Genomic DNA, 19,984 nt, shown 5'->3' on the forward strand with positions numbered 1-19,984 from the left:
CGGGATGGCGCAGTGGGGCCTTCGCAGTGCCACAACTCTACCCCCGGCAGTGGCGCAATGGCGCCCCCAGGGTGGCGCAAGCATGGTCGAAAGCTGGCTCGCAACGGGTCTGAATCACCCCAACGGCCGCTGGCCCAGTGCGTAGTTTGCCGCAGCATCGCGCACATCCCGGACGTACTTGTCCGATAGGTTGTAGGAACGGACCGCACTCGCCCACCCTTCCGGGGTGGCCAAGTCTCGCTCGAAATCACACAGCAGGCGTACCGCCGACGCGGCTGCGTCATCGATGTTTTGCGGATCGGCGTTCTCATTCCCATCCGCATCAACCCCATAGCGGTTCCACGATTCTGGAATGAATTGAAGTGGTCCCATGGCGCGGTCGTATTCCTTGTCACCGTCCAGCTTGCCCCCATCCGTATCCCGCACCGTAGCAAACCCCTTCCCGTTGAGCTGGGGTCCAAAGATGGGCGGGTTGGCATTGCCCTTGGCGTCGAGCTCAGAGGCACCGAAACGCTTGCCATCGTACGTTCCGTGACGGGTTTCCACGTACCCCAGGCCGGCCAGGGTGTTCCACGTTAGATGGCATTGCGGGCGAGATTCGCGGGCGATTGCTTCGGCATTTCCATAGGCGATGAGCGCCTGCTGTGATATCCCCGTGACCTCAGAAATGGGTCTGGCCCAGGACAGGAGCCCCTCGCTGGTTCGGCCGGGAGCATGAATGTCCAGATCCGGCGCCGGTTTGGCGGCCTGAGGCGGAACGTTGTCCGGCACAGCCACGCGAGTGGGCTGAGGTGCGGATGCGCGCTCCGTGAATCCCGCGACGAGGAATCCGACGATCGCGATGATCATCAGCAACGCGAGGACGATGACGAAGAAGCCACAGCCTGCGAACTTGCCGCGGTTTGGACGCTGGGACGGCACGGTGCCGCGGGTTCCGGCGGCAGGAACGGTGCCGCGAGTTCCGGTGGCAGGGGCGGTGCCACGAGCGCCCGCGGGAGGAACAGTGCCACGAGCGCCTGCTGCAGGAACAGTGCCGCGAGCGCCACCGCGCCGTTGAATCCCCGATGTCCCCCGGCCACTGCGCTGAGAGCGCGACCGGTTGGGTTCCGGAATGGGGCCATACACCGGCTTATTCGGCTTAGGCACCGCTGTCCCCACCCTTGTTGACCAAAACGGCTTTGAGGCTAACCTCGGGCAATTGCACCCGTTCTCCCGTCGATATGATCTTGATCTCGGCAAGATCGGCGAAGGCCCGTTGCAGCATCTCAATCTCCACACCCGGCAGAATCCCGCGCTGCTCTAGGTAACGCAGCAGGTCCCCGTCCCTATCGGACACGCGATCGACCACACAGGATTCGTGTGCATTGACAGTGGACAAAGATACAACCGCAGGGGCGGTGAATTTGCCGCTGGCATCCGGGATGGGATCCCCATGTGGATCGCGGGATGGGAAACCCATTTTCTCCTCGATACGCCTGATGAATTCGTCCGAGACCGCATGTTCCAAAATCTCCGCCTCCTCATGAACATCACCGAGGGGGTAGCCGAGTTCTTGGCACAGGTAAGTCTCAATCAGGCGATGCCGGCGCACCATTGCAATCGCCAGATGTAGCCCTTGCGGGGTCAGTTGGATATCGGCGTAAGGACGGTGCTCAACCAAGCCTTTGGCATCCAGTCGCTTCACAGCTTCAGACGTGGTGGAGGCCCGCTGCCCCATCGTTTCGGCCAGTTGGGACAAAGTGATTCCCGCGTTTCCCCACTCTTGAAAATCGTAGATCTTCTTCAGGTAGTCCTGGGTTTTCTCGGGAAGGTCGCTCACATGCATAGGCACATCTTAACGGGGGTAAGACCATTTGCCCGGTAGCAAATTCTCCAACTACTGTTTGTTCTAGTTTTCAATCCATTGAACTTTTAATTTCCTCAAGGAGTTTTCACATGTCTTCTCGACGCCCCCAGCCGCCATTTAAGAAGCTCACCGCCGGGATCTCGTTGCTCAGTGGCTTAGCGCTACTCACTGCGTGTGGCGCCGGAGCATCCGATTCTTCCAACACCGAAAAGCCCACGGTTCTGACCACATTCACGATCCTCGAGGACATGACTAAGCAAGTCGGCGGGGATTTGGTGGAAGTACGGTCCCTCACCTCCCCCGGCGCCGAGATCCACGGCTATGAACCCACCCCTTCGGATGTCGCTGCTGCCTCGAAAGCGGACCTCATTCTGAGCAATGGCCTGGGCCTCGAACACTGGGTGGACAAGGTTCTGGAACGCTCCGAGGCTAAGCGCGCGGAGGTATCTCAAGGTGTGACCCCTATCGACATCGAGGGAACGAAAACTCCGAACCCGCACGCCTGGATGAGCCCAGATAACGCGGTGATCTACGTGGACAACATTGAAAAGGCCCTCGTTGACCTCAAGCCCGATCACAAAGATGAAATCCACCAGAACGCCGACCGCTACCGCGAGCAACTGAAGAAGGTCGATGACGAGCTGGAGAAGGGCCTGCGCGAACTTCCTGAACAGTCCCGCACCTTGGTCAGTTGTGAGGGTGCCTTTAGTTACCTCACCCGGGATGCGGGCATGAAGGAGGGCTACATCTGGCCGGTTAACACCGAGGAGGAAGCTACTCCCCAGCAGGTGGCCCGCGCTGTCAACTTCGTTCGTGACAACAAGGTGCCCGCAGTATTCTGCGAGTCGACCGTGAATCCCGGTGCCAAGCAGCAGATTATGCGGGAAACGGGCGCGAAGGACGGCGGTGTGCTCTATGTAGATTCCCTTTCCGATGCATCGGGTCCGGTGCCCACCTTCTTGGACCTGTTGCGCCATGACGCCACAACCATCGTGAAGGGCCTGGGCAACAACGCTGCTGGAGAGCGGAAGTAATGCCGAAATCGGAACCCAATCGTGTGGCTGGGCGTGCGGACGCACCGGCGGGCTCGTCAGTGAATGAGCCACGCAATCGCGCGGACGCGCCGGCCGAGCGCGTGGCCACGCAGGTCAATGCGAAACCCAATCGCACTAGCGAGCAAGCGGATCACGTGGCTGGGCGCGCCGACGCGCCGGCGGAGCGCGTGGCCACGCAGGTGCAGAATGTCACCGTTTTTTACTCGGGGAACCCCGCTACGCACCAGCCAGCACTAGAGGACGTGACCACCGAGTTGCACTACGGCAGCGTGAAGGCCCTCATCGGCCCCAACGGTTCAGGTAAGTCCACCCTCTTCAAATCCATCATGGGACTAATTCCACTGCACACCGGTTCCATCACGCACGCGGATGATTCGCCAGGGGCCATTGCGTACGTGCCCCAACACGAGGCTGTGGATTGGAACTTCCCCATCTCCGTGGAACAGGTCGTGGCCTCGGGACGATTTGCCACTCCCGCCGACCGCGGTCGATTGTTCGGGCGCAAACGCACGAGCACAGCCCTCAGCACAGGCACTCCCACCCGCTCAAATGCTTCCCTCAGCACAGCCACTCCCAGCCGCTCACGGTCCGCTCGCCGCTCCATTTTCGGAGGCAAATGGCTGGGCCGGCACACACAGACCGATCGCGATGCTATCGAGGCTGCCTTAGAGATCGCGCACCTGACAGACCTCCGCGACCGCCAAATTGGCCAATTATCAGGCGGGCAGAAAAAGCGCGTCTTCGTAGCCCGTGGCATTGCCCAGGGCGCCCACACCCTGCTACTGGACGAACCGTTCGCGGGCGTGGATAACACCAGCCGCGATGACCTCACAGCCCTCTTCCGGCAACTAGCCGCCGAGGGCAAAGCACTGCTGGTCGCCACTCACGACATCGATCACCTTCCCACATTCTGCGATGAAGTCGTCATGATCAATGGGCGCGTAATCGCAGATGGCCCCACTGCCGCCACGCTGACCGACGAAAACCTGCTGAGAGCGTTTAGTGGAGTGCGGGGTGGCGTCGAAGGAGGAAAGCAATGAGCAAATCCCCTGGAGCCTGGACCTTCCTAGACATGTTCCACTTCGAATTCATCCAGCGCGCGTTCGTGGCCGCGAGCGCGATTGCCATTGTGGCAGGCCTGTTGAGCTGCTGGTTAGTTCTGATCGGGTGGTCTCTGCTGGGCGATGCGATTTCGCATGCGGTTTTGCCCGGAGTTGTCATCGCGTACCTGGTGGGAGCACCCTTCGCAGTCGGCGCCCTGATCGCCGCGGTCATTGCGGTAGGAACCGTGGGCGCGATCCGTTCCCGCACCACACTCCGGGAGGACACCGCTATCGGAATAACCTTCACCAGCATGTTTGCCCTGGGGTTGGTGCTGGTGACCATTTCCCCGTCCGGCACGCACCTGCAGGAAATCCTGTTCGGCAACCTGCTAGGCATCAAAGATGCTGCGTTCAACCAGGTGCTGGTGTTCGGAGGGGTGGCCTTCGTGGTGATGGTGGTGGCGCGACGTGCGTTGACGCTGTGGGCCTTTGATCCCCTCCATGCCGCAACGCTGGGATTCAACACGCGGTTCATCCGGTGGATCCTGATGCTGTGTTTGGCGTGCGTGGTGGTGGCGTCCGCCCAGGCAGTGGGTGTGATACTGGTTGTGGCCATGCTGATCACCCCAGGCGCTACGGCTTACTTGCTCACGCAGAAGTTCTCCGTGATGTTAGTGCTGAGCCCCCTGTTGGCGTGGATCAGTTGCGCGGTGGGAATCGCCACGAGCTTCTTCTGGGATATCTCGACCGGCGGGGCAATTGTGCTCTCGCAGTCTGCTCTCTTCGCGCTGGTGTACCTGTTCGGTAAACGCGAGGGCGTGGCGCGGAAGCTGCTGCAGAATTAGCGTGCTACGGGATTCACCGGGGGCGGATTTCGCCGGGGCCGGGATTCACCGGGGTCACGCTCCGCCGGGACCGGAATCAGCAGAACGAAATGACACCAACACGTCTGATTCCGCGCATCTCATTCTGCTTACCGAACGCTTTCTTAGTGCGGATCCAACGGAACGCCTGCGCGGGGAAATTGAGTCCGGCGAAAACGGGCACGGGAAAACTCTCCGTGGAAAAAGAAACGCACCGGAGTTCGTGTAATAGGAGTAAGCCCTCGCGTTGCCAAATTGCAGACCTCGCCCATCAGGTTAGGAGACGCGGAAATTAGGCACCCCTGTCGTCGAGCTGTTGTTGGAACGCGCGGACCGCGTCCAGCAGGCGGCGGTCCGATTCACCCGGTTCGTCCAGCTCCAAGCCCACCATAGGAAACCGAATATCGGTTGGGATCTTGGAATCAGGTAGGCCCATCTCTCGCGCTCGACGGATAACATTTTCCGCCTCGACCAGTGCAGATGAGACCGGCGGAGATGGCACAGTCGCGGGTGCAGCCTGCTCGGCTGAGTTCGACTGGGAAGATGCCGCTGCCTGATCAGGCTTCGCAGAAAACTGACTCGGCTTGGACGACACATTTGCCTGGCCGGACTGGGAAGATGCCACTGCCTGATCCGCCTGCGTGGATTCCGGAGCAGTTCCTGTGGCAGGTTTTGTGACAGTTCCTGCGGCGGGGGTTGTGGCAGGTTTTGCTGTACTTCCTGCAGCAGGTTTTGTGATAGTTCCTGCGGCAGGGGTGGCGGCAGGTTTTGTGATAGTTCCTGCGGCGGAGGTTGTGGCAGATTTTGCTGTACTTCCTGCGGCGGCCCCAGCAGCGGATCCTTGGCTTGGCTGCGCCGGGGCATCCTTGTCTTTGAGGAAAGCCCGGTACGGCTCGCCCAAACGTTCCAGTTTCGCCGCGCGTTCCCTACGCTTACCTTCCTCCCACAGTCGGTCCTGCTCTGTGCGAGGAACATCCCGCTCCACCTGTTCGAACAGGTAAGGCGCACGAGAACGCATCTTAGCTACAAACGCACCCGAGACGTGCCCGATATCGAACGCGCCTCGCCTATTGGCTATTTCAGCGTGGAACAACACCTGTAACAGAACATCCGAAAGCTCCTGGCACAACTCCTGTTCCAACCACTGGGGCGCCGCTGTGCCATCGTCCTCGTCGGAATACTCGTCGACGGCCTCCACCACGCGAGCCAACTCCGCGGTTTCCTGACGAAGGAACTCCATGAGGCTTGTGTGCGTCATAGATTGCTCCCACTCACCCTGCCGCAGAGCCCGCGCCATCAGGGCAACCGCATCTTCTATCTCGTCCATGACAGACGCCGGCACTTCGGTACGAGTGGTTCGGCGCAATCCGGCCACAGCAACTGTGTGCTCATCGGTGCCGACAATCTCCCCGTCCACAAAACCAGCGCCGGAGTGGGTGACCGAGGCGGCGCCAGAAGCACCCCCAGCTCCCCCGGCTACCCGCCCCGCCACAGCCTCAGGAGACGGCAAAGTGGCCGTATTCCCGGCACCATCGGCCGCGTTCGGCGACACAGGGGCCCCCTCGGCCGTGGCGGAGCTGCCGGATTCGAGCTGCTTGTTGGGCTCCATCTCCACGACAAGGCTGGGAGCCTTGATGATCTCCTCGTGGTTGTTCAGGCGCTCGCGAACCGCATCGTTGGTGATATCTGTTGTGACCAATACGTCCGATTCAGCAACGGTGTGGCCGCCAAGATCGGCGATCACCCAACGCACACGCACCGGAACTTCTTCGGTGTAGGAAACGTCTCCGCGCAGGTGGGAGACGGCCTCTACCGGAATCATCGCGGGGAATCGGGGGTCCAACAGAATCACAGACATAGAATTAGATGTTACCTGCTCGCTGCCTCTATTCCACTCATGTTCCGCGATGGGATGCCCGCCATCTGCGTGAGCGAGTCCGCAACCCATTGCACAAGTTCCATTTCCCGCAGCGGAACCGCCCGCATTCCCGCGCCCTTTTTAGGCGCCGGAATCAGCACAACCTTCGTGGTCGCGCGGTAGTTCGCGGAGGGGAACAGTCGCTTCAAACGCACCTGGCCGGAATCCTCCAGCTGGATGGGACTGAAGCTGATCTTCGACCCCACGGCAACAACCTCCGTGACCTTCAAGTCGCGGCACAGAAGGCGCAGTCGGGAGAGCGCGGCCAGCATGTGGATCTCCTCGCCGGGCTCGCCATAGCGGTCGCGCAACTCCTCCAGCACGATCGCGATCTGCTCGTTATCCTCGGCCGCGGCGAACTTGCGGTATGCCTCCAAACGCAGGCGCTCGCTGGCCACGTACTCCACCGGAATGTGTGCATCCACGGGCAAATCGATACGGATTTCCTTCTTTTCCTCTTCCGTTCCGTCGACCACTTTGCCGTCGGCCATCGCGCGGAATGCTTCGACGGCCTCCCCGACCAAGCGGACGTACAGGTCAAAGCCCACTCCGGCGATATGCCCGGACTGCTCGGCGCCCAGCACATTACCGGCGCCGCGCATCTCCAAGTCCTTCATCGCCACGGCCATACCAGCGCCCAGGTCGTTATTCTGCGCGATTGTGGTCAGTCGATCGTAGGATGTTTCCGTGAGCACCTCACCCGGCGGGTACAAGAAGTACGCATACCCACGTTCACGCGAACGGCCCACTCGACCGCGCAGCTGGTGCAGCTGGGATAGGCCCATGTGGTGGGCGTTTTCCACGATCAGGGTGTTGGCATTGGCAATGTCCAATCCCGTTTCTACGATCGTGGTACACACCAGCACGTCGAATTCGCGATCCCAGAACCCCTTGACGGTGGTTTCCAGCTGTTCCTCGCTCATCTGCCCGTGGGCAACAACCACGCGGGCTTCTGGCACCAACCGGCGCAGGTGATCAGCGGCCCGTTCAATCGTTTTCACGCGGTTGTGCACGTAAAACACTTGCCCATCGCGCAACAGTTCACGCCGGATGGCCGCGGCCACGTGCTTATCCTCTTGCTGCCCTACGTACGTCAACACGGGGTGGCGATCCTGCGGAGGCGTGAGAATGGTCGACATTTCCCGAATCCCTGCCATGGACATCTCCAACGTGCGTGGAATCGGTGTAGCGGACATGGTCAGCACATCCACATGGGTGCGCAGCGATTTGATGTGCTCTTTATGCTCGACGCCAAAACGCTGCTCTTCATCCACAATCACTAGGCCCAAGTTCTTCCACTGGATCCCGGTCTGCAGGAGGCGGTGTGTGCCGATGACAATGTCGACCGTCCCATCGGCCATTGCCTTGATTACTTCGCGTGATTCCGCGGGCGAGGTAAACCGCGATAGCTCGCGAATTGTCGTGGGGAAATCCTGCATGCGGTCGGTGAACGTGTTGAAGTGCTGCTGCGCCAACAACGTGGTGGGGACAAGAACCGCAACTTGTTTACCGGACTGCACTGCCTTAAATGCTGCGCGCACCGCAACTTCCGTTTTGCCGTAACCCACATCGCCCACAATCACGCGGTCCATGGGAACGGGTTTTTCCATATCGGCTTTCACCGCTTCGATTGCGTTGAACTGATCTTCGGTTTCGGTATACGGGAAGGCCTCCTCCATCTCCCTCTGCCAGGGTGTATCGGCGCCGAAGGCATACCCCGGCGCGGCTTGGCGGGTGGCATACAGTTGGACCAATTCACCGGCGATCTCGCGTACCGCGCCGCGGGCTTTGCGCTTGGTGTTCTTCCAATCGGCACCTCCCATTTTCGACAGTGCGGGCTTTTCCCCACCCACGTATCGGGAGAGCAAGTCCAGTTGGTCCATGGGCACGTACAGCTGGTCACCTGGACCCCCGCGCTTGCTGGGCGCGTATTCCAGAACCAAGTATTCCCGGCGCGAGGCATCGGCGCCCTTGCCGATAGTGCGCTCTTCCATGCGAACGAATTTGCCGATGCCGTGGGAATCGTGGACCACCAGATCGCCTGGTTCCAGCGCGAGTGGATCCACGCGGTTGCGCTTTTTGGCCGGTTTCCGCTTGCCTGTTGCTTTGGCATCCACACGGTTACCGGTCAGGTCGGTTTCGGTAATGAACAGCAAGCTGGAGTGCTTATCATCCCCGGCAAATGGGAAATCTAGCCCCTGGTGCGCGACTGCGTGATAGATGCTGACATGCTTAGGTGCGGGCTCATCCGCTGGGGTGAGCGTGGTCTTCGGCAATCGGCCCAGGCCTCGGGATCCCGCAAGGTCAACGCCGATAGGTTGGACGGCGATTCCGGCTTCTTTGAAGCGACGCACCATGCGAGCTACAACGGCGGGCGTGGGAGCTGCGAAGACTACCCGGCCGCCGGATTCCACGCGCTTTCGGATATCGGCCATAACCGCACCGATAGCCTCCATATCCCCGTGGGGTGTGGGGGCAGTTGCATAGTCGAGGCTGAGCACATCGTCATCTAGAGTTCCGCTGGACGCCGAGTCTTCCGTATCCGCGTCCCCGAAATCCGCCACACCCACCGGCGATAGGGTCCACCACGGGCGATGCAGGTTCTTTTGCACCTGTTGCAATCCCTCGAGCGACATGTACGCCACGCCGTCGAGGGGCATAGCTCCACCCATCGCGGCGACTTCCCACCCGGCTTCCATGAACTGTTTGCCGGTTTCCGCTAAGTCCACCGCACGACGCTTCACTGCGGCCGGGGTTGTCACGATTGTGTGAGTGCCCTCGAGCATCAACGCGGGAAGGGCCACCAGATCTGACGTGCGCAGGGCCGGGATCAGCGCTTCCATGCCCTGCACGGAGATACCCTGGCTGATCTTGTCGAAGAGCTCCGCCAGTTCCGCATTGCCTGCGTGTTCTTGGGCTAGCTGCCGGGCTTTTTCCCGGACCTCGTTGGTCAGTAGAAGCTCCCGGCACGGGTACACCGTCACGTCATCTAGTTGGAGGTTGGGGATCGTGCGCTGGTCGCCCACGCTGAACGCGCGCACCTCCGAGACCTCATCGCCCCAGAAATCCACACGCACCGGTAGTTCTTCCGTTGCAGGGAAAATGTCGACAATGCCACCACGGATAGCGAAGTGGCCCCGCTTCGCCACCACGTCCACATGCGTATAACCCAGTTCCACAAGACGATCTGGGAGGTCATCGAAGCTGAGATCCTGGCCCTCCACCAACCGAATTGGCTCCACATCCCCCAAGTTTTCCTGCACCGGTTGGAGCACCGCGCGAGCCGAGGCCACCACAATGCGCAAGCCGGAGGGGTTTTGCTTTGGGCCCCGCGGGGCGTCGTCCCCCCAATCCTCACGCAAACGGCGCAGCACCCGCATACGAGCCGCAACTGTCTCCACGCCAGGCGAGAGGCGCTCGTGCGGAAGGGTTTCCCAGGCAGGGAACATCTCCACCGCGGAGCCCACCATGGCCCGTAGGATCTCGGTGAGGTCCTGCGCCTGGCGACCGGTTGCCGTGACGACGAGGACAGGGGCCTGGCTAGCGACCGCGCCGACCGCGAAAGGCCACACACCCTCAGGGCCCTGCATGTGCAGAGAGTGATCCCCGATATGGGTCACCAAACCGCGCAGCTTGGAATCCTGACTCACGGCCTTGAGCAGGCCGGATAGTGCAGGTGCGGTTGTGTGGCGCGGCTGATCCGAGGTCTTTGAACTCATGATTGACCAGTGTAGCGAGGCGATAAGACAGGCCAGTTTTCTACCCCTGCGGGTCGTGAGGTATTGTGTCCCATGCACAGTGATACGGCCTTGGCCTGTGTTCAGCTAGTGCATTCTCCCATGGTGTAATTGGCAACACTACGGTTTTTGGTACCGTCATTCTAGGTTCGAGTCCTGGTGGGAGAGCTTTTGATGCCCCGCCCGTAACCTGCGTTCATGCTGGTAGGGCGGGGTTTTTCGTGTTTTCTGCGGGTGTTGGATTTTAGTGTGTTTTAGCCTGTTTTAGTGCCTATTGTCGTCAAAATGTCGTCACGTCGTCGTTACCCGAAACGCAAAAAAGACCCCCACCACAGGGAGCATAAGCTCAACCCATGACGGGGGTCTTTAATCATTGTCGCGGCGCGTCGCCTGCCACTGCTCAAACGTCATCCACGGCGGGATGGGTGGCTTCCACCCATGAAAAGAATGCATCGTCAAAACATTGTGTGCCCAGCTAGTGGCCCAGATGATGTATTCTTTTGCTTCCGTGAATTCGGCCCTGATCTGCGTTTCTCGTCGGCGCGCGTCTTGGCGCTCCTCGTCAAAGTCAGCACGCATCTCGCCCATTTGCGAGTCCAAAGAGGCGATGCGCCCTTTAAGGTGCCGAACCGTGGCCTCCTCCAACGCTCGCTCGCGGTCGATGGAACGCTGCTGCCGGGTACGCAGCCACGCCACCGCACGCCCGATGATCCACAGTTTTTCCGCTGACTCGCGGGAGAAAATCGCGGCAGGCCCGAAAATCAGCAGCACCAGCACCAGGACGATTGACCAGCCGGGGGTTTTTGGGAAAGCGTCTATAAGATCATTCAAGTGCTTTCACTCCCCTCGCGCGCTGCATTACCCGTGTTCCCCATGCGATGCAGCCCCACATGATAGCGACTGCGAGGAAGCTTGTGGGGGTTCGCCACCCATCCCACGGCCAAGCGTGGATCATGCCCGCGAGGTCGAACTTACTGGCTTCATGGGTGAATGCGCGCACTGGCGTGCCTCGCTCGATCATTTTCAGCAGCAACCCCCACGCTAAAGCACCGTAGGTAGCCATAAGCAGGGTAGCGCCCGTGACTATCGGCTCCGCGTGGCGCTTCCACATGCCCACACCGACCAGCACACCACCAGCAAAAAACAGCATGCCCCACACCCATAGAGGCATGGCTTGCTCGACGACCGTAAGCGAGTTAGTGGTTGTATCACGATCGCCCAAAAGGTAATCCACGCCACGGTTGCCAGCCTGCAAGGCCATGATCCCCCCCAGCAACGCGGACACGTCAGCGGGAAGCCCAGGCCTCCAATCGCCTTTCATCACTCCCCCAGACCGGGATAAGCACCCTCGACTGTCTCGGCGTGGCGTGGCTCGTAAGCCATAGCATTTTGATAGGTCTGCGCAGCGCCGGCAATCGTGGGGATAGCCGCCAGAACAGCGGTCAAATCAATACCAGCCAGCTTGTCCTGATCGGGCGCTTTCGGCAGATTATAGACAGCGGTACCGCCCGTGATAGCAGCGCCAGCGCCAGCCAGCGTGCCCAGCAGCGCGGCAATATCGGTCTGCCCCACAGTGGACGCGACCACAGCAGCCACGCCCACCAACGCCGAGATAACGTAAATCACCAAGCGCACCCACGCCATCGGATTAAGTTTCTGATTCATTATTTGCCCTCCAACTTGCTTAGAATCATGTCCATCTTCTTCTCCAGTCGCGTCGCCGTTTCCTTAGTGATGAAGGCGTGCGCGTCAATATTCCGCACCATATCAAGCGGGGTCATCGTCACCTTAGAGCCGGGCACGCGAGACCCGTAGCGTCGGCTAATTTGGTCAAAATCCGCCATGTTTTCCTCCTTAGGTTTGCTGATTTTCTGCGCTGCCGAACCGTAAAACAGCGACCTGATTTGATCTTTACTGCCCTTAAAGGCGTTAATATCTACCGTATAGCCCGCGACCTGCGCGTTACTTCCGAACTGCCACATAACTGGTTTTTGATTCCCTAACGGATAACCCCATTGTCTGTGGCTATCGCCGGGGTAAATCTGCCGTGGCGCACCGGTGGTATTCTGCCCGTAGGCTGCGACCCAAAACGCTCCAAACTCATGCGAATCAGGCTCACTAGGACTAATACGCCCCTCCCAATAAGGAACATAGGAATAGCAGCCAATGACTCGCACGCCCCTGCGCTGAAACTCATTCCGGCACTCACGGATATGATTCACATGTAGACCGGCATTAGTTTCAACATCAATCCACACGGGGCGCTTCTTATCCCCCATGACATCCAGTGAGGCTTGCACCTGCTGAGCAACCGTGGTGCCCTCACTAGGGTTACGCAAATAGTGATACGCAGCAGTGACTAACCCAGCTTGCTCAGCATCCGCAATATGAGACTGATAACAGCGATCCTTATAAGTTCCATCAGTTGCACGGACAATAGCGAACTGAACACCCTCACTAGCAGCCTTCTTTAAGCTCATGCCATCCTGATGCTCAGACACATCCACGCCAAAAATAGTCCCCCCGGAGGGCGCCTCAACCTTACGGGCGGGCGCAGGTTTAGGGGCGCTCACGCGCGCAGTGGCGTAAGCATAACCTTTACCGGCGATACAACTAGCGAACTGCCGGAGCGACATCCAGTATCCATAAGGACTAAACCCGGAATCGGCAATCCACACACGCCGACCATTCGAATCCTCCCCATAGCCCATACAGGCAACGTAGTGATACACAGTACCCCCACCATAAGCAGGCGATTGAGTAGACGGGGCAACCGCACGCGGATAATTCGACGATGGAACCACAAAATTAGCGATCACGCCAAAACCGGAATCAATACTACTGCGCAAACGATCCCACAAAGTCTCAACCTCAGCAGGCGACGCATCAGCACCCGGAATATCCTGATGTCTCCAACCGCCACCAATACGGCGATTCAGAACGCCAGGGAAATAGCCGATGTAATCAGTGCCGTTAACCGTAGTTCGCAAATCGCGGGCTAATTCATCCTCAGAAACTAGTTTCCCGGTTTTTCCTAAAATCACTGTTTGAGTAGACGCGGGGCCACAATAGTAGCCTGTGTTCTGAGTCACCCACTGGCGGGAATAAGAAAGTACTTTCTCCATAAAGACACCCTAAAATAAAATGTTCAAAAGAAACGGCCGTAAGTCATGTAAACCTATGGGGCGGTTTCGCCACGCTGTGGCGTTTTACCTCCCGTGTTATGCCCATAGGTAGCATCTGATTTCTGCCCATCCGCCGCCGGAGCCTGTGGGAAGTTTTCCTTCGCTGTCTGGGGTAAAATACGAGCCGCCAGCACCGTGACCTGTGTATTTGCCGGCGCTTGTAGATGCGGTCTTACCAGGGAGCGTGTCTCCCCAAGGTAAATCGATTGGTGGTGAATTTTCTCCAAGCCATGTGGTGGCAGCCCCGTTGCTACCGAAGCCAACGGTGTAGTCACCAATTAGTCGATCATCTGTGGAGAAGACTGTGAGCCAGTTGACGGTGAGGCTTTCTCGGGGGGCATAGAGTCGCACGCCAGTCGGGCCAGCTGCACCGCCTGTCTTAGATGTATTGCTTGCGTTTCCGCCGTAGCCCCGGTAAGCGACTGCCCACCGGTAACCTTCCAGTGCTGGGAGGTCGATCTTTGTTCGCGCGGCCGTGTGTGTGCGAGTAACATACTCGGCTAGGACTGCGCCCCACTGGATAGCGTAGGTGATCTCGGACGCGTCACTGTCGCTGGTGGGGTTGCCAACCGCGCTTCCGGTGATCTGCGCCACCCACCTACAGTTCACTCGCACATTCCCGCCCACAGTGGACTCCTCGCCCTTAAAAGCCCCGCCATTCGAAGCGGTCTCCTGACTCACACCATTGACGTACAGGCGCGTGCGATAGCCGTACCAGTCAGTAGTAGCTGACACTGATACCAAAGGGGTGCCGGTGTGCGTACCAGGCGCAGAATAGGACATAGTGGCACGGTTGGACACCACCTGCACAGAGACTACCCCCGCCGCATTTGTGACTGTCACGCCGCCGACAGTGAAAGACTCCCCCGCGCCCACAGGCCCCATCACAGTCCATGTCTTACCTAGCTCGCCGACAGTAGAGGACTGGCCCCGATCCCACGACTGCCCACCCTTGTATGCTGCGTATCCCCGCAGTACGTCTACCTGCGCCTTCGATAGCCTTTGCCACACAAGGTCGCGTCCGTAAAAAATCTTGCTGATAGGGGTTGTGCCGGAGGACACTTGCTTGATTTTCCCGCCATTGGAAATGATCGGCATTAGGACTCCTCCACCAGGTAGATAGTGGACGGGTCAGGAGACATGGGCAGGGCTGTGACTACCTGAATCTTCGGCATGGCTTGCTCCACCCCACTAAGACGACTCTCCAGCCCATCGACCTGACTAATCGTGTGCGTATGCGATGCATCGGCCTTAGTGGCTGCTACACCGTCCACGTACTTTTTATTCGCGGCGTGAACGCTCGCTGTTGGATCAGCGACGGACACCGCTCCCGTACTAGTGCGCTTCATCAGCGTGTTAGCAGTCGCGGAATACGTAGCAGCGTCAACCGTGGCTTTCATATCCTTCAAATCCTGAGCTAAATCAGTTGAAGGAATACCAGCAGAAGGCTTTACATACCCTCCACCGCTAGTCACGACCTGCGATGCAGGGATCGACCGCCAGCCACCGCCCTCGCGGGCAACAATCTCACCATCTTGCGGATCATTCTGAACCAGCCGGTGCGTATGGTCAGCACGCGCAGCAGTAGCAGACTCGCCACGCGAATTCGCAGAACCAACGGGCTTAGGAAACTCATTCGTCAGCAGTGCGCCATTCTCACCAGCCAAGAAACCAGCCGAGGCAGCAGCCTCAATAAACGCCTCTGGGTTATCTCGCACCGTCTTCGACAACTCGATATGCATAAACGGATTACCGCGCACGGCAGCAGCGTCGCCCTGAATGTTCGCCATGCCGATCAGCTTGGTTGCCGACCCGTCCCATTGTCGCGCCGTCGCAATACCCGCAGCCGAAATAAACGCTTCCGTGCGGATCACACCAGCAGACAACGGAGACGACCCAGACGACACAACAGCCCCCACACCCGGCATCGAATCATCACCAAATCCATGCAGTTGCAGCTCCGGTAGTCCAGGCTGAGCAATAAAAGTAGTGATCTGATGCCACATCGACTTAGTGTTATGCGCCACATCGCGAGCGTTCAGCCCATCCGGGTTAGTCCGGTGCGAGCCAGCAACCGCCAACACCGTACCGGCGGGACTCTTAGCCCAAATCCTCACCGCAATATCATCACTACCCCCGTCGAAAACAGGGTGTGGCGCTTCCATCACGCCAGTAATCTTGTCATCAATCGGGAAAACCCACACACCCCAATACAAGCCATTGCCGGGAACAGACCGCAGGATACGGACATTCCTTTGCGCAGCCCCCTCAAACCCCTCGAGGATCTCCATACCCTCAGGGGCAACAGCCGTTTTCCCGCGCATAAAAGCGCTCACAACACCCTTAACCGCTGCAACCTGCTCAGGCGTTGGGTCACTATACGGATGATCTGGGACTAGCCCCGAACGGTTCTGCGCCACAACATCAGCCACATCAACCCGTGTTTCCAAAGGCGCATTAACAACAGCCTTACCCGTCAGATGTGGGGAAAGCTGCCCATTAATCTCAACCTGATCTCCCACCCAACGGGTGGTCCTAATAGCACCCTCAGCCCTATCTGCCTGTTGCTTAGCGCTTAACTCGCTTGCTTTAGCGTTAGTCTCGCTCGTTTTAGCGTTCGACTCACTCGCCTTAGCCTTAGTCGCACTCGCCCCAGCAGCCGTTTCACTCACTTTCGCAGCAGCAGCAGACTCCCTCGCACCCTCAAACCAAAACCCGATCTCCGCCCGCAGCTCGTCCAACCCATCACGCTCCAACCCCCCAGCACCCTCCGCAGCACGAACACAGGCCTCCAGCGTAGCTTTCGCACCCTCCGGAACGACCAGCTCCACCGACTCCGCCGGCTGCCCGCCGATCACTGCGACCAACACGCACGGCCCGGGGTGCAAATCAATCTCCACCCGCCCAGCGGTGACGAGAGCGCGGCCCGCGTTCTCCAGCAGCCACCCGCCCGCCACAGGCCGGGACCGCGCAGCCCGCGCCCACACCTCCGACACCTGCTGAGCCACACCCGTGACAATCTTCAAATCACCAGAAACAACAGTCATTTAATTCTCCTCAATCCATGAGATTTTGGTCATTGTGGCCCGTACCGCACGCTGGCTTGGCTCCGTTGCGTCAGTGAAGGTTTCGAAGAACACCTGTTCACCGGCTTGTAGCTGTTGGTCAGCCAGTCGTAGATAGTGGGTGCGAGAACCGTCGAAACCGGGGAGGAGGGGCCCCACTTTGGTGTGTGGTCCCCATTGTCCGAGGGTGCGGTTTTTGCTGGTTGTGACGCGGATTGCATATTGGTTGTGGTAGGTGGTTGCGTCCCACGTGACTTCCCAGTAGACCGCGTGCGAACCGGTTATTTTGGCGGTGAATGTTTGGTTTGCGTGTCGGTACCAATTGTTTTGTGGGGTGTCGGTACGACCTTGGGTGATATCGCGGGTTTTCTGCACACCGTTTTCCACTTCGAACTGCAAATAGAACCAATCATAAGAGGCAGTTCCCATATCGAATTCTTTGACGCGGGAGCCATTGGAATCTGGCACTTGCCACTCACCCAAAAACATTTGCTGCACATTAGAAGAGCTGGTTCTCGCGTATTGGTAACTCACTTTTCCTCTCCACGACCCCTTCGCTGTGAACCGGGAAGTAAAGTGAAAAGGATTGTGGAAATACTCGTAATTAAAGAATTCACTCGTTGAATTCGTTTGCACTTGGCCGATCGAGAGCGTTTCATGCTGCGCTTGCAGCATCGCTTGCTGAGACTCCCGCAGCGAGTCCACCAGGGCGCGAACGGTCTCGATCTCCGCTGCCGTCTGACGCGCCAGCGCGTCCTGCGCCTCCGACTGCACCCGAAGCAAATCATTCTGCGTCTCATCAATCTGCTCCTGCAGCTCCCACCGGCGCGTATTAGCCGCAATATACGCCGGAATCAACCCACCCGGCGAAGCCTCCCCATGCTCCTCCAACTGCTCAGCAAGCACAGCCAACTGAGCAGTCACATCACCAGGCGAAGCACCCTCCCCCGACAAAATCCCACGCAAATGCTGAGTCTCATCGCTAGCCTTGGCAGCCGTCACCTGCGCCTGCTCAGCCCCCTGCTTAGCAGAATCAGCCGTCACCTGCGCAACCAACACAGATCCCGCAATCGCCTTAGTTTCTTTCCGCTGCCTGCGACGTTCATCAGCAATCGTCTTCTCAATCGACTGATTCTGACTCTTCAACTTCTCAGCATCATGTATCATCTGCCCGCCCACATGCGCCACCCACCGGCCATTACGCAAAGACAAACTCGTCACCGGCAGCGGAATAGTACGCCCCCACAACCGCACACCCACAGTGTCACCCACATTAAAATCACGACCCGGAACCCACCGTCCAAACCCAGCCGACTCAATATCACGCTCAAAAAACACATCCCCGCTCGACCGACGGGACGCAGCGACGATGCCCTGCTCCATATCACTGGACCCGTCCCCACCCTCGGTAGCCATGCGCATCTGCGCATCATGGCGGGCGAAATTGAAATCAAACCGACCCCTCGGCACATCACCATCAGCGCGACAAATATAACCCTGTTCCAGCCCCGTATCATCGTCCGGCGTATCCACCCCCTCGGCGGCGGTCACATTCACCACGCCATAAATGAAACTCGACACACGCCGACCGATCGTAATGTCACCACCATCAGCCAGCAGCGTTACTACCGGGTTAGCCATAACTTATCCCCTCTCCGACTGCCGCAACCACACCACAACCGTGGGCTTCGTCGCCCCACTAGCAAGGGGCGGGTCGCCCGGCAACCACATCGTTCCCGACACCTCAACACCAGCAGCAGTAGCCACCGGAATAACCGTCTCCCACACCGAATCATCTTCAGGGCGGATAAACACATCAGGACTCGGCGCGCCCGGCACCACCTCGCACACCACCGGTGGCTCAACCTCGCCCGTAACTTTCATCAACGCAGACACAGATTCATCGATAATCCGCTTCATCATGTCCACCGCAGGGCCATGCACCGTGTAGCCATCGGCACGAGTCGCCATCGACACTCCCATGAGGTCCCGCTCTGTCTCCCACGGCACGGCGAAATCCTGATTCACCGAACGCCACTGCCCATCGATCGACCGTGGGTTAGACCACGCCGGCAACCCCTGCAGCACATCCAGCACCGTCACCGCGTGAATCTTCACCGTCGATGGCACATACGCCCCACCATGAGCAGTCGCAAACATGACCCGATACACCGTGCGCAACCCCTCGCGCTCAACACAGACAAACCGCGTCGCCTGGTTCGCCGGAACAAGGCGCGCCTGACTATCCACCACGCCCAAACCGCGGGCGATAATCTCGTCAACAATCGGATGCACCTCACCACTCGGCGTGCGCACCTGAACCGTCATCGTCAGCTCGCCTAAGTCACTACGCGTCGTATCGCCCTCAATCTCCACCACCGGCGGCAGGTCGCACAGTGGAACGCCGTTTTCATCAAGCAGCCCAGCCCACTGGCCGGTCGTGGCCACCATGTAATCCCGGTGCTTTTTATGCGCTACCCAATCCATGACATCACCCTCCGAACGGGTCCAGGACGCTCACGCGCCACACCAATTCTGCGCCCGCAGGCACCCTGAACTGCGCGGTCTCTCCCGCCATCACAGGCTCCGCCCACGCCACCGGAGCAAGCTTCAGCCACAGTGCGCGGTCAACCTTTCCCGCAAGGTCTTTCACGATTAGCGACTCCGCAGGATTCAAACACAACACGCGCTTCGACCCTGCCGCAGGTAGCGTGAAAGTCGCGCCGCTGGGCAGCGTGACCGGCCCACCAGCACCTGCCCATTCCACCGACGGCCACAGCGCAACATCGCCGAAATTCGTCACAGTGACAGTTCCCGACCCACGCACATTGTCCGTGCTCCACACCCCACGGTCGCACACCACCGGCACTTCCACCCGCGCATGACGCTTGCCGCCGGGGTCAACCTCCGGGGTAGGCATCGACTCCGACAATCTCGCAGCCGTTGTCAACACGCCCAGCCGGGGACTCTTGATGCGCAGCGTTCCAGACCTCCGACGAGACCACGACGCACGCCACCGCGAAAACAACTCATCTATCGATTCACCATCAGGCACCAGCACACACTGCAATGACCCCGTCATCACACCCACATTGAGAGCATCGAGAATCTGCCCCGGCTCACCAACAGACTCAATAACTGAATCCTCGACTGAACCTACGAAACCCTCCACACCCTCTTCAATGATCGTCGCTTCACCCCGTTCACCCTGGGAATGCAGCCGCCACTCCCGACCGTCAGGGGCAATGTAATCAATCTCGAACACTCAAATC

Annotated in this window: 16 protein-coding genes and 1 tRNA gene; 4 read left to right on the top strand and 13 right to left on the bottom strand. The window is 59.1% G+C overall.

Annotation, left to right across the window (positions count from 1 at the left end):
• Positions 1-114: 114 nt before the first annotated feature.
• Positions 115-1,146, bottom strand: a complete 1,032-nt coding sequence (locus CAURIC_RS07645) for a lytic murein transglycosylase (RefSeq protein WP_235700820.1) — start codon at positions 1,144-1,146, stop codon at positions 115-117.
• Positions 1,139-1,825, bottom strand: a complete 687-nt coding sequence (locus CAURIC_RS07650; RefSeq protein WP_035115695.1) for a metal-dependent transcriptional regulator — start codon at positions 1,823-1,825, stop codon at positions 1,139-1,141. The genes CAURIC_RS07645 and CAURIC_RS07650 overlap by 8 nt, the downstream gene beginning before the upstream one ends.
• Positions 1,826-1,935: 110 nt before the next feature.
• Between CAURIC_RS07650 and CAURIC_RS07655 the strand changes: the two genes are divergently transcribed.
• From CAURIC_RS07655 to CAURIC_RS07665, 3 genes are read left to right on the top strand one after another with little or no spacing between them, the layout of a single operon-like run.
• Positions 1,936-2,880, top strand: coding sequence for a metal ABC transporter substrate-binding protein (locus CAURIC_RS07655; RefSeq protein ID WP_035115697.1), 945 nt, complete (start codon positions 1,936-1,938; stop codon positions 2,878-2,880).
• A complete protein-coding gene (locus CAURIC_RS07660) occupies positions 2,880-3,941 on the top strand; it encodes a metal ABC transporter ATP-binding protein (RefSeq protein ID WP_290182361.1) in 1,062 nt (353 codons plus the stop codon). The genes CAURIC_RS07655 and CAURIC_RS07660 overlap by 1 nt, the downstream gene beginning before the upstream one ends.
• Positions 3,938-4,789, top strand: coding sequence for a metal ABC transporter permease (locus CAURIC_RS07665; protein WP_052095167.1), 852 nt, complete (start codon positions 3,938-3,940; stop codon positions 4,787-4,789). Before CAURIC_RS07660 ends, CAURIC_RS07665 begins: the two co-directional genes overlap by 4 nt.
• Positions 4,790-5,099: 310 nt before the next feature.
• Here CAURIC_RS07665 and CAURIC_RS11050 read toward each other — a convergent pair whose 3' ends face one another.
• Together CAURIC_RS11050 and mfd are read right to left on the bottom strand one after the other, a co-directional pair.
• The gene (locus tag CAURIC_RS11050) at positions 5,100-6,665 is read right to left on the bottom strand and encodes a MazG nucleotide pyrophosphohydrolase domain-containing protein (RefSeq protein WP_353959074.1); all 1,566 of its coding nucleotides are present in this window, start codon (positions 6,663-6,665) and stop codon (positions 5,100-5,102) included.
• Between the two features lie 11 nt (positions 6,666-6,676).
• The gene (gene mfd / locus CAURIC_RS07675) at positions 6,677-10,444 is read right to left on the bottom strand and encodes a transcription-repair coupling factor (protein ID WP_290182362.1); all 3,768 of its coding nucleotides are present in this window, start codon (positions 10,442-10,444) and stop codon (positions 6,677-6,679) included.
• A 114-nt stretch (positions 10,445-10,558) separates the two neighbouring features.
• On the opposite strand from mfd, the gene CAURIC_RS07680 reads away from it, so the two are divergent.
• Positions 10,559-10,630, top strand: a tRNA-Gln gene (locus CAURIC_RS07680).
• A gap of 198 nt (positions 10,631-10,828) precedes the next feature.
• Here CAURIC_RS07680 and CAURIC_RS07685 read toward each other — a convergent pair.
• The 9 genes from CAURIC_RS07685 to CAURIC_RS07725 all read right to left on the bottom strand — a co-directional run bounded on the left by CAURIC_RS07685 (position 10,829) and on the right by CAURIC_RS07725 (position 19,977).
• Positions 10,829-11,293: a twin-arginine translocase TatA/TatE family subunit gene (locus CAURIC_RS07685; protein WP_035115703.1), complete on the bottom strand. Its 465-nt coding sequence runs from the start codon at positions 11,291-11,293 to the stop codon at positions 10,829-10,831.
• Positions 11,286-11,783, bottom strand: a complete 498-nt coding sequence (locus tag CAURIC_RS07690) for a hypothetical protein (protein ID WP_035115706.1) — start codon at positions 11,781-11,783, stop codon at positions 11,286-11,288. The genes CAURIC_RS07685 and CAURIC_RS07690 overlap by 8 nt, the downstream gene beginning before the upstream one ends.
• Complete coding sequence (locus CAURIC_RS07695) at positions 11,783-12,127, bottom strand: hypothetical protein (RefSeq protein WP_035115709.1); 345 nt, start codon at positions 12,125-12,127, stop codon at positions 11,783-11,785. Before CAURIC_RS07695 ends, CAURIC_RS07690 begins: the two co-directional genes overlap by 1 nt.
• Positions 12,127-13,587 carry a GH25 family lysozyme gene (locus CAURIC_RS07700; RefSeq protein WP_290182366.1) on the bottom strand — a complete coding sequence of 487 codons (1,461 nt, stop codon included), beginning with the start codon at positions 13,585-13,587 and terminating at the stop codon, positions 12,127-12,129. The genes CAURIC_RS07695 and CAURIC_RS07700 overlap by 1 nt, the downstream gene beginning before the upstream one ends.
• A 96-nt stretch (positions 13,588-13,683) precedes the next feature.
• Positions 13,684-14,745, bottom strand: coding sequence for a hypothetical protein (locus CAURIC_RS07705; RefSeq protein WP_035115711.1), 1,062 nt, complete (start codon positions 14,743-14,745; stop codon positions 13,684-13,686).
• Entirely contained in the window at positions 14,745-16,694 is a 1,950-nt protein-coding gene (locus tag CAURIC_RS07710) for a hypothetical protein (protein WP_052095170.1), read from the bottom strand. Before CAURIC_RS07710 ends, CAURIC_RS07705 begins: the two co-directional genes overlap by 1 nt.
• Complete coding sequence (locus tag CAURIC_RS07715) at positions 16,695-18,353, bottom strand: hypothetical protein (RefSeq protein ID WP_290182368.1); 1,659 nt, start codon at positions 18,351-18,353, stop codon at positions 16,695-16,697.
• A 3-nt stretch (positions 18,354-18,356) separates the two neighbouring features.
• Complete coding sequence (locus CAURIC_RS07720) at positions 18,357-19,199, bottom strand: hypothetical protein (RefSeq protein WP_290182369.1); 843 nt, start codon at positions 19,197-19,199, stop codon at positions 18,357-18,359.
• Between the two features lie 4 nt (positions 19,200-19,203).
• Positions 19,204-19,977 carry a hypothetical protein gene (locus tag CAURIC_RS07725; RefSeq protein ID WP_035115717.1) on the bottom strand — a complete coding sequence of 258 codons (774 nt, stop codon included), beginning with the start codon at positions 19,975-19,977 and terminating at the stop codon, positions 19,204-19,206.
• Between the last annotated feature and the right edge of the window lie 7 nt (positions 19,978-19,984).

The sequence above is a fragment of the Corynebacterium auriscanis genome, from assembly GCF_030408435.1.
Lineage (GTDB): Bacteria > Actinomycetota > Actinomycetes > Mycobacteriales > Mycobacteriaceae > Corynebacterium > Corynebacterium auriscanis.

What these genes read in the sequence shown, in the direction of transcription:
- CAURIC_RS07650 (WP_035115695.1), bottom strand. Translation starts at nt 1,825, where the DNA reads ATGCATGTGAGCGACCTTCCCGAGAAAACCCAGGACTACCTGAAGAAG.
- CAURIC_RS11050 (WP_353959074.1), bottom strand. Translation starts at nt 6,665, where the DNA reads ATGTCTGTGATTCTGTTGGACCCCCGATTCCCCGCGATGATTCCGGTA.
- mfd (WP_290182362.1), bottom strand. Translation starts at nt 10,444, where the DNA reads ATGAGTTCAAAGACCTCGGATCAGCCGCGCCACACAACCGCACCTGCA.
- CAURIC_RS07695 (WP_035115709.1), bottom strand. Translation starts at nt 12,127, where the DNA reads ATGAATCAGAAACTTAATCCGATGGCGTGGGTGCGCTTGGTGATTTAC.
- CAURIC_RS07715 (WP_290182368.1), bottom strand. Translation starts at nt 18,353, where the DNA reads ATGGCTAACCCGGTAGTAACGCTGCTGGCTGATGGTGGTGACATTACG.
- CAURIC_RS07705 (WP_035115711.1), bottom strand. Translation starts at nt 14,745, where the DNA reads ATGCCGATCATTTCCAATGGCGGGAAAATCAAGCAAGTGTCCTCCGGC.
- CAURIC_RS07710 (WP_052095170.1), bottom strand. Translation starts at nt 16,694, where the DNA reads ATGACTGTTGTTTCTGGTGATTTGAAGATTGTCACGGGTGTGGCTCAG.
- CAURIC_RS07655 (WP_035115697.1), top strand. Translation starts at nt 1,936, where the DNA reads ATGTCTTCTCGACGCCCCCAGCCGCCATTTAAGAAGCTCACCGCCGGG.
- CAURIC_RS07720 (WP_290182369.1), bottom strand. Translation starts at nt 19,199, where the DNA reads ATGGATTGGGTAGCGCATAAAAAGCACCGGGATTACATGGTGGCCACG.
- CAURIC_RS07665 (WP_052095167.1), top strand. Translation starts at nt 3,938, where the DNA reads ATGAGCAAATCCCCTGGAGCCTGGACCTTCCTAGACATGTTCCACTTC.
- CAURIC_RS07660 (WP_290182361.1), top strand. Translation starts at nt 2,880, where the DNA reads ATGCCGAAATCGGAACCCAATCGTGTGGCTGGGCGTGCGGACGCACCG.
- CAURIC_RS07690 (WP_035115706.1), bottom strand. Translation starts at nt 11,783, where the DNA reads ATGAAAGGCGATTGGAGGCCTGGGCTTCCCGCTGACGTGTCCGCGTTG.
- CAURIC_RS07700 (WP_290182366.1), bottom strand. Translation starts at nt 13,587, where the DNA reads ATGGAGAAAGTACTTTCTTATTCCCGCCAGTGGGTGACTCAGAACACA.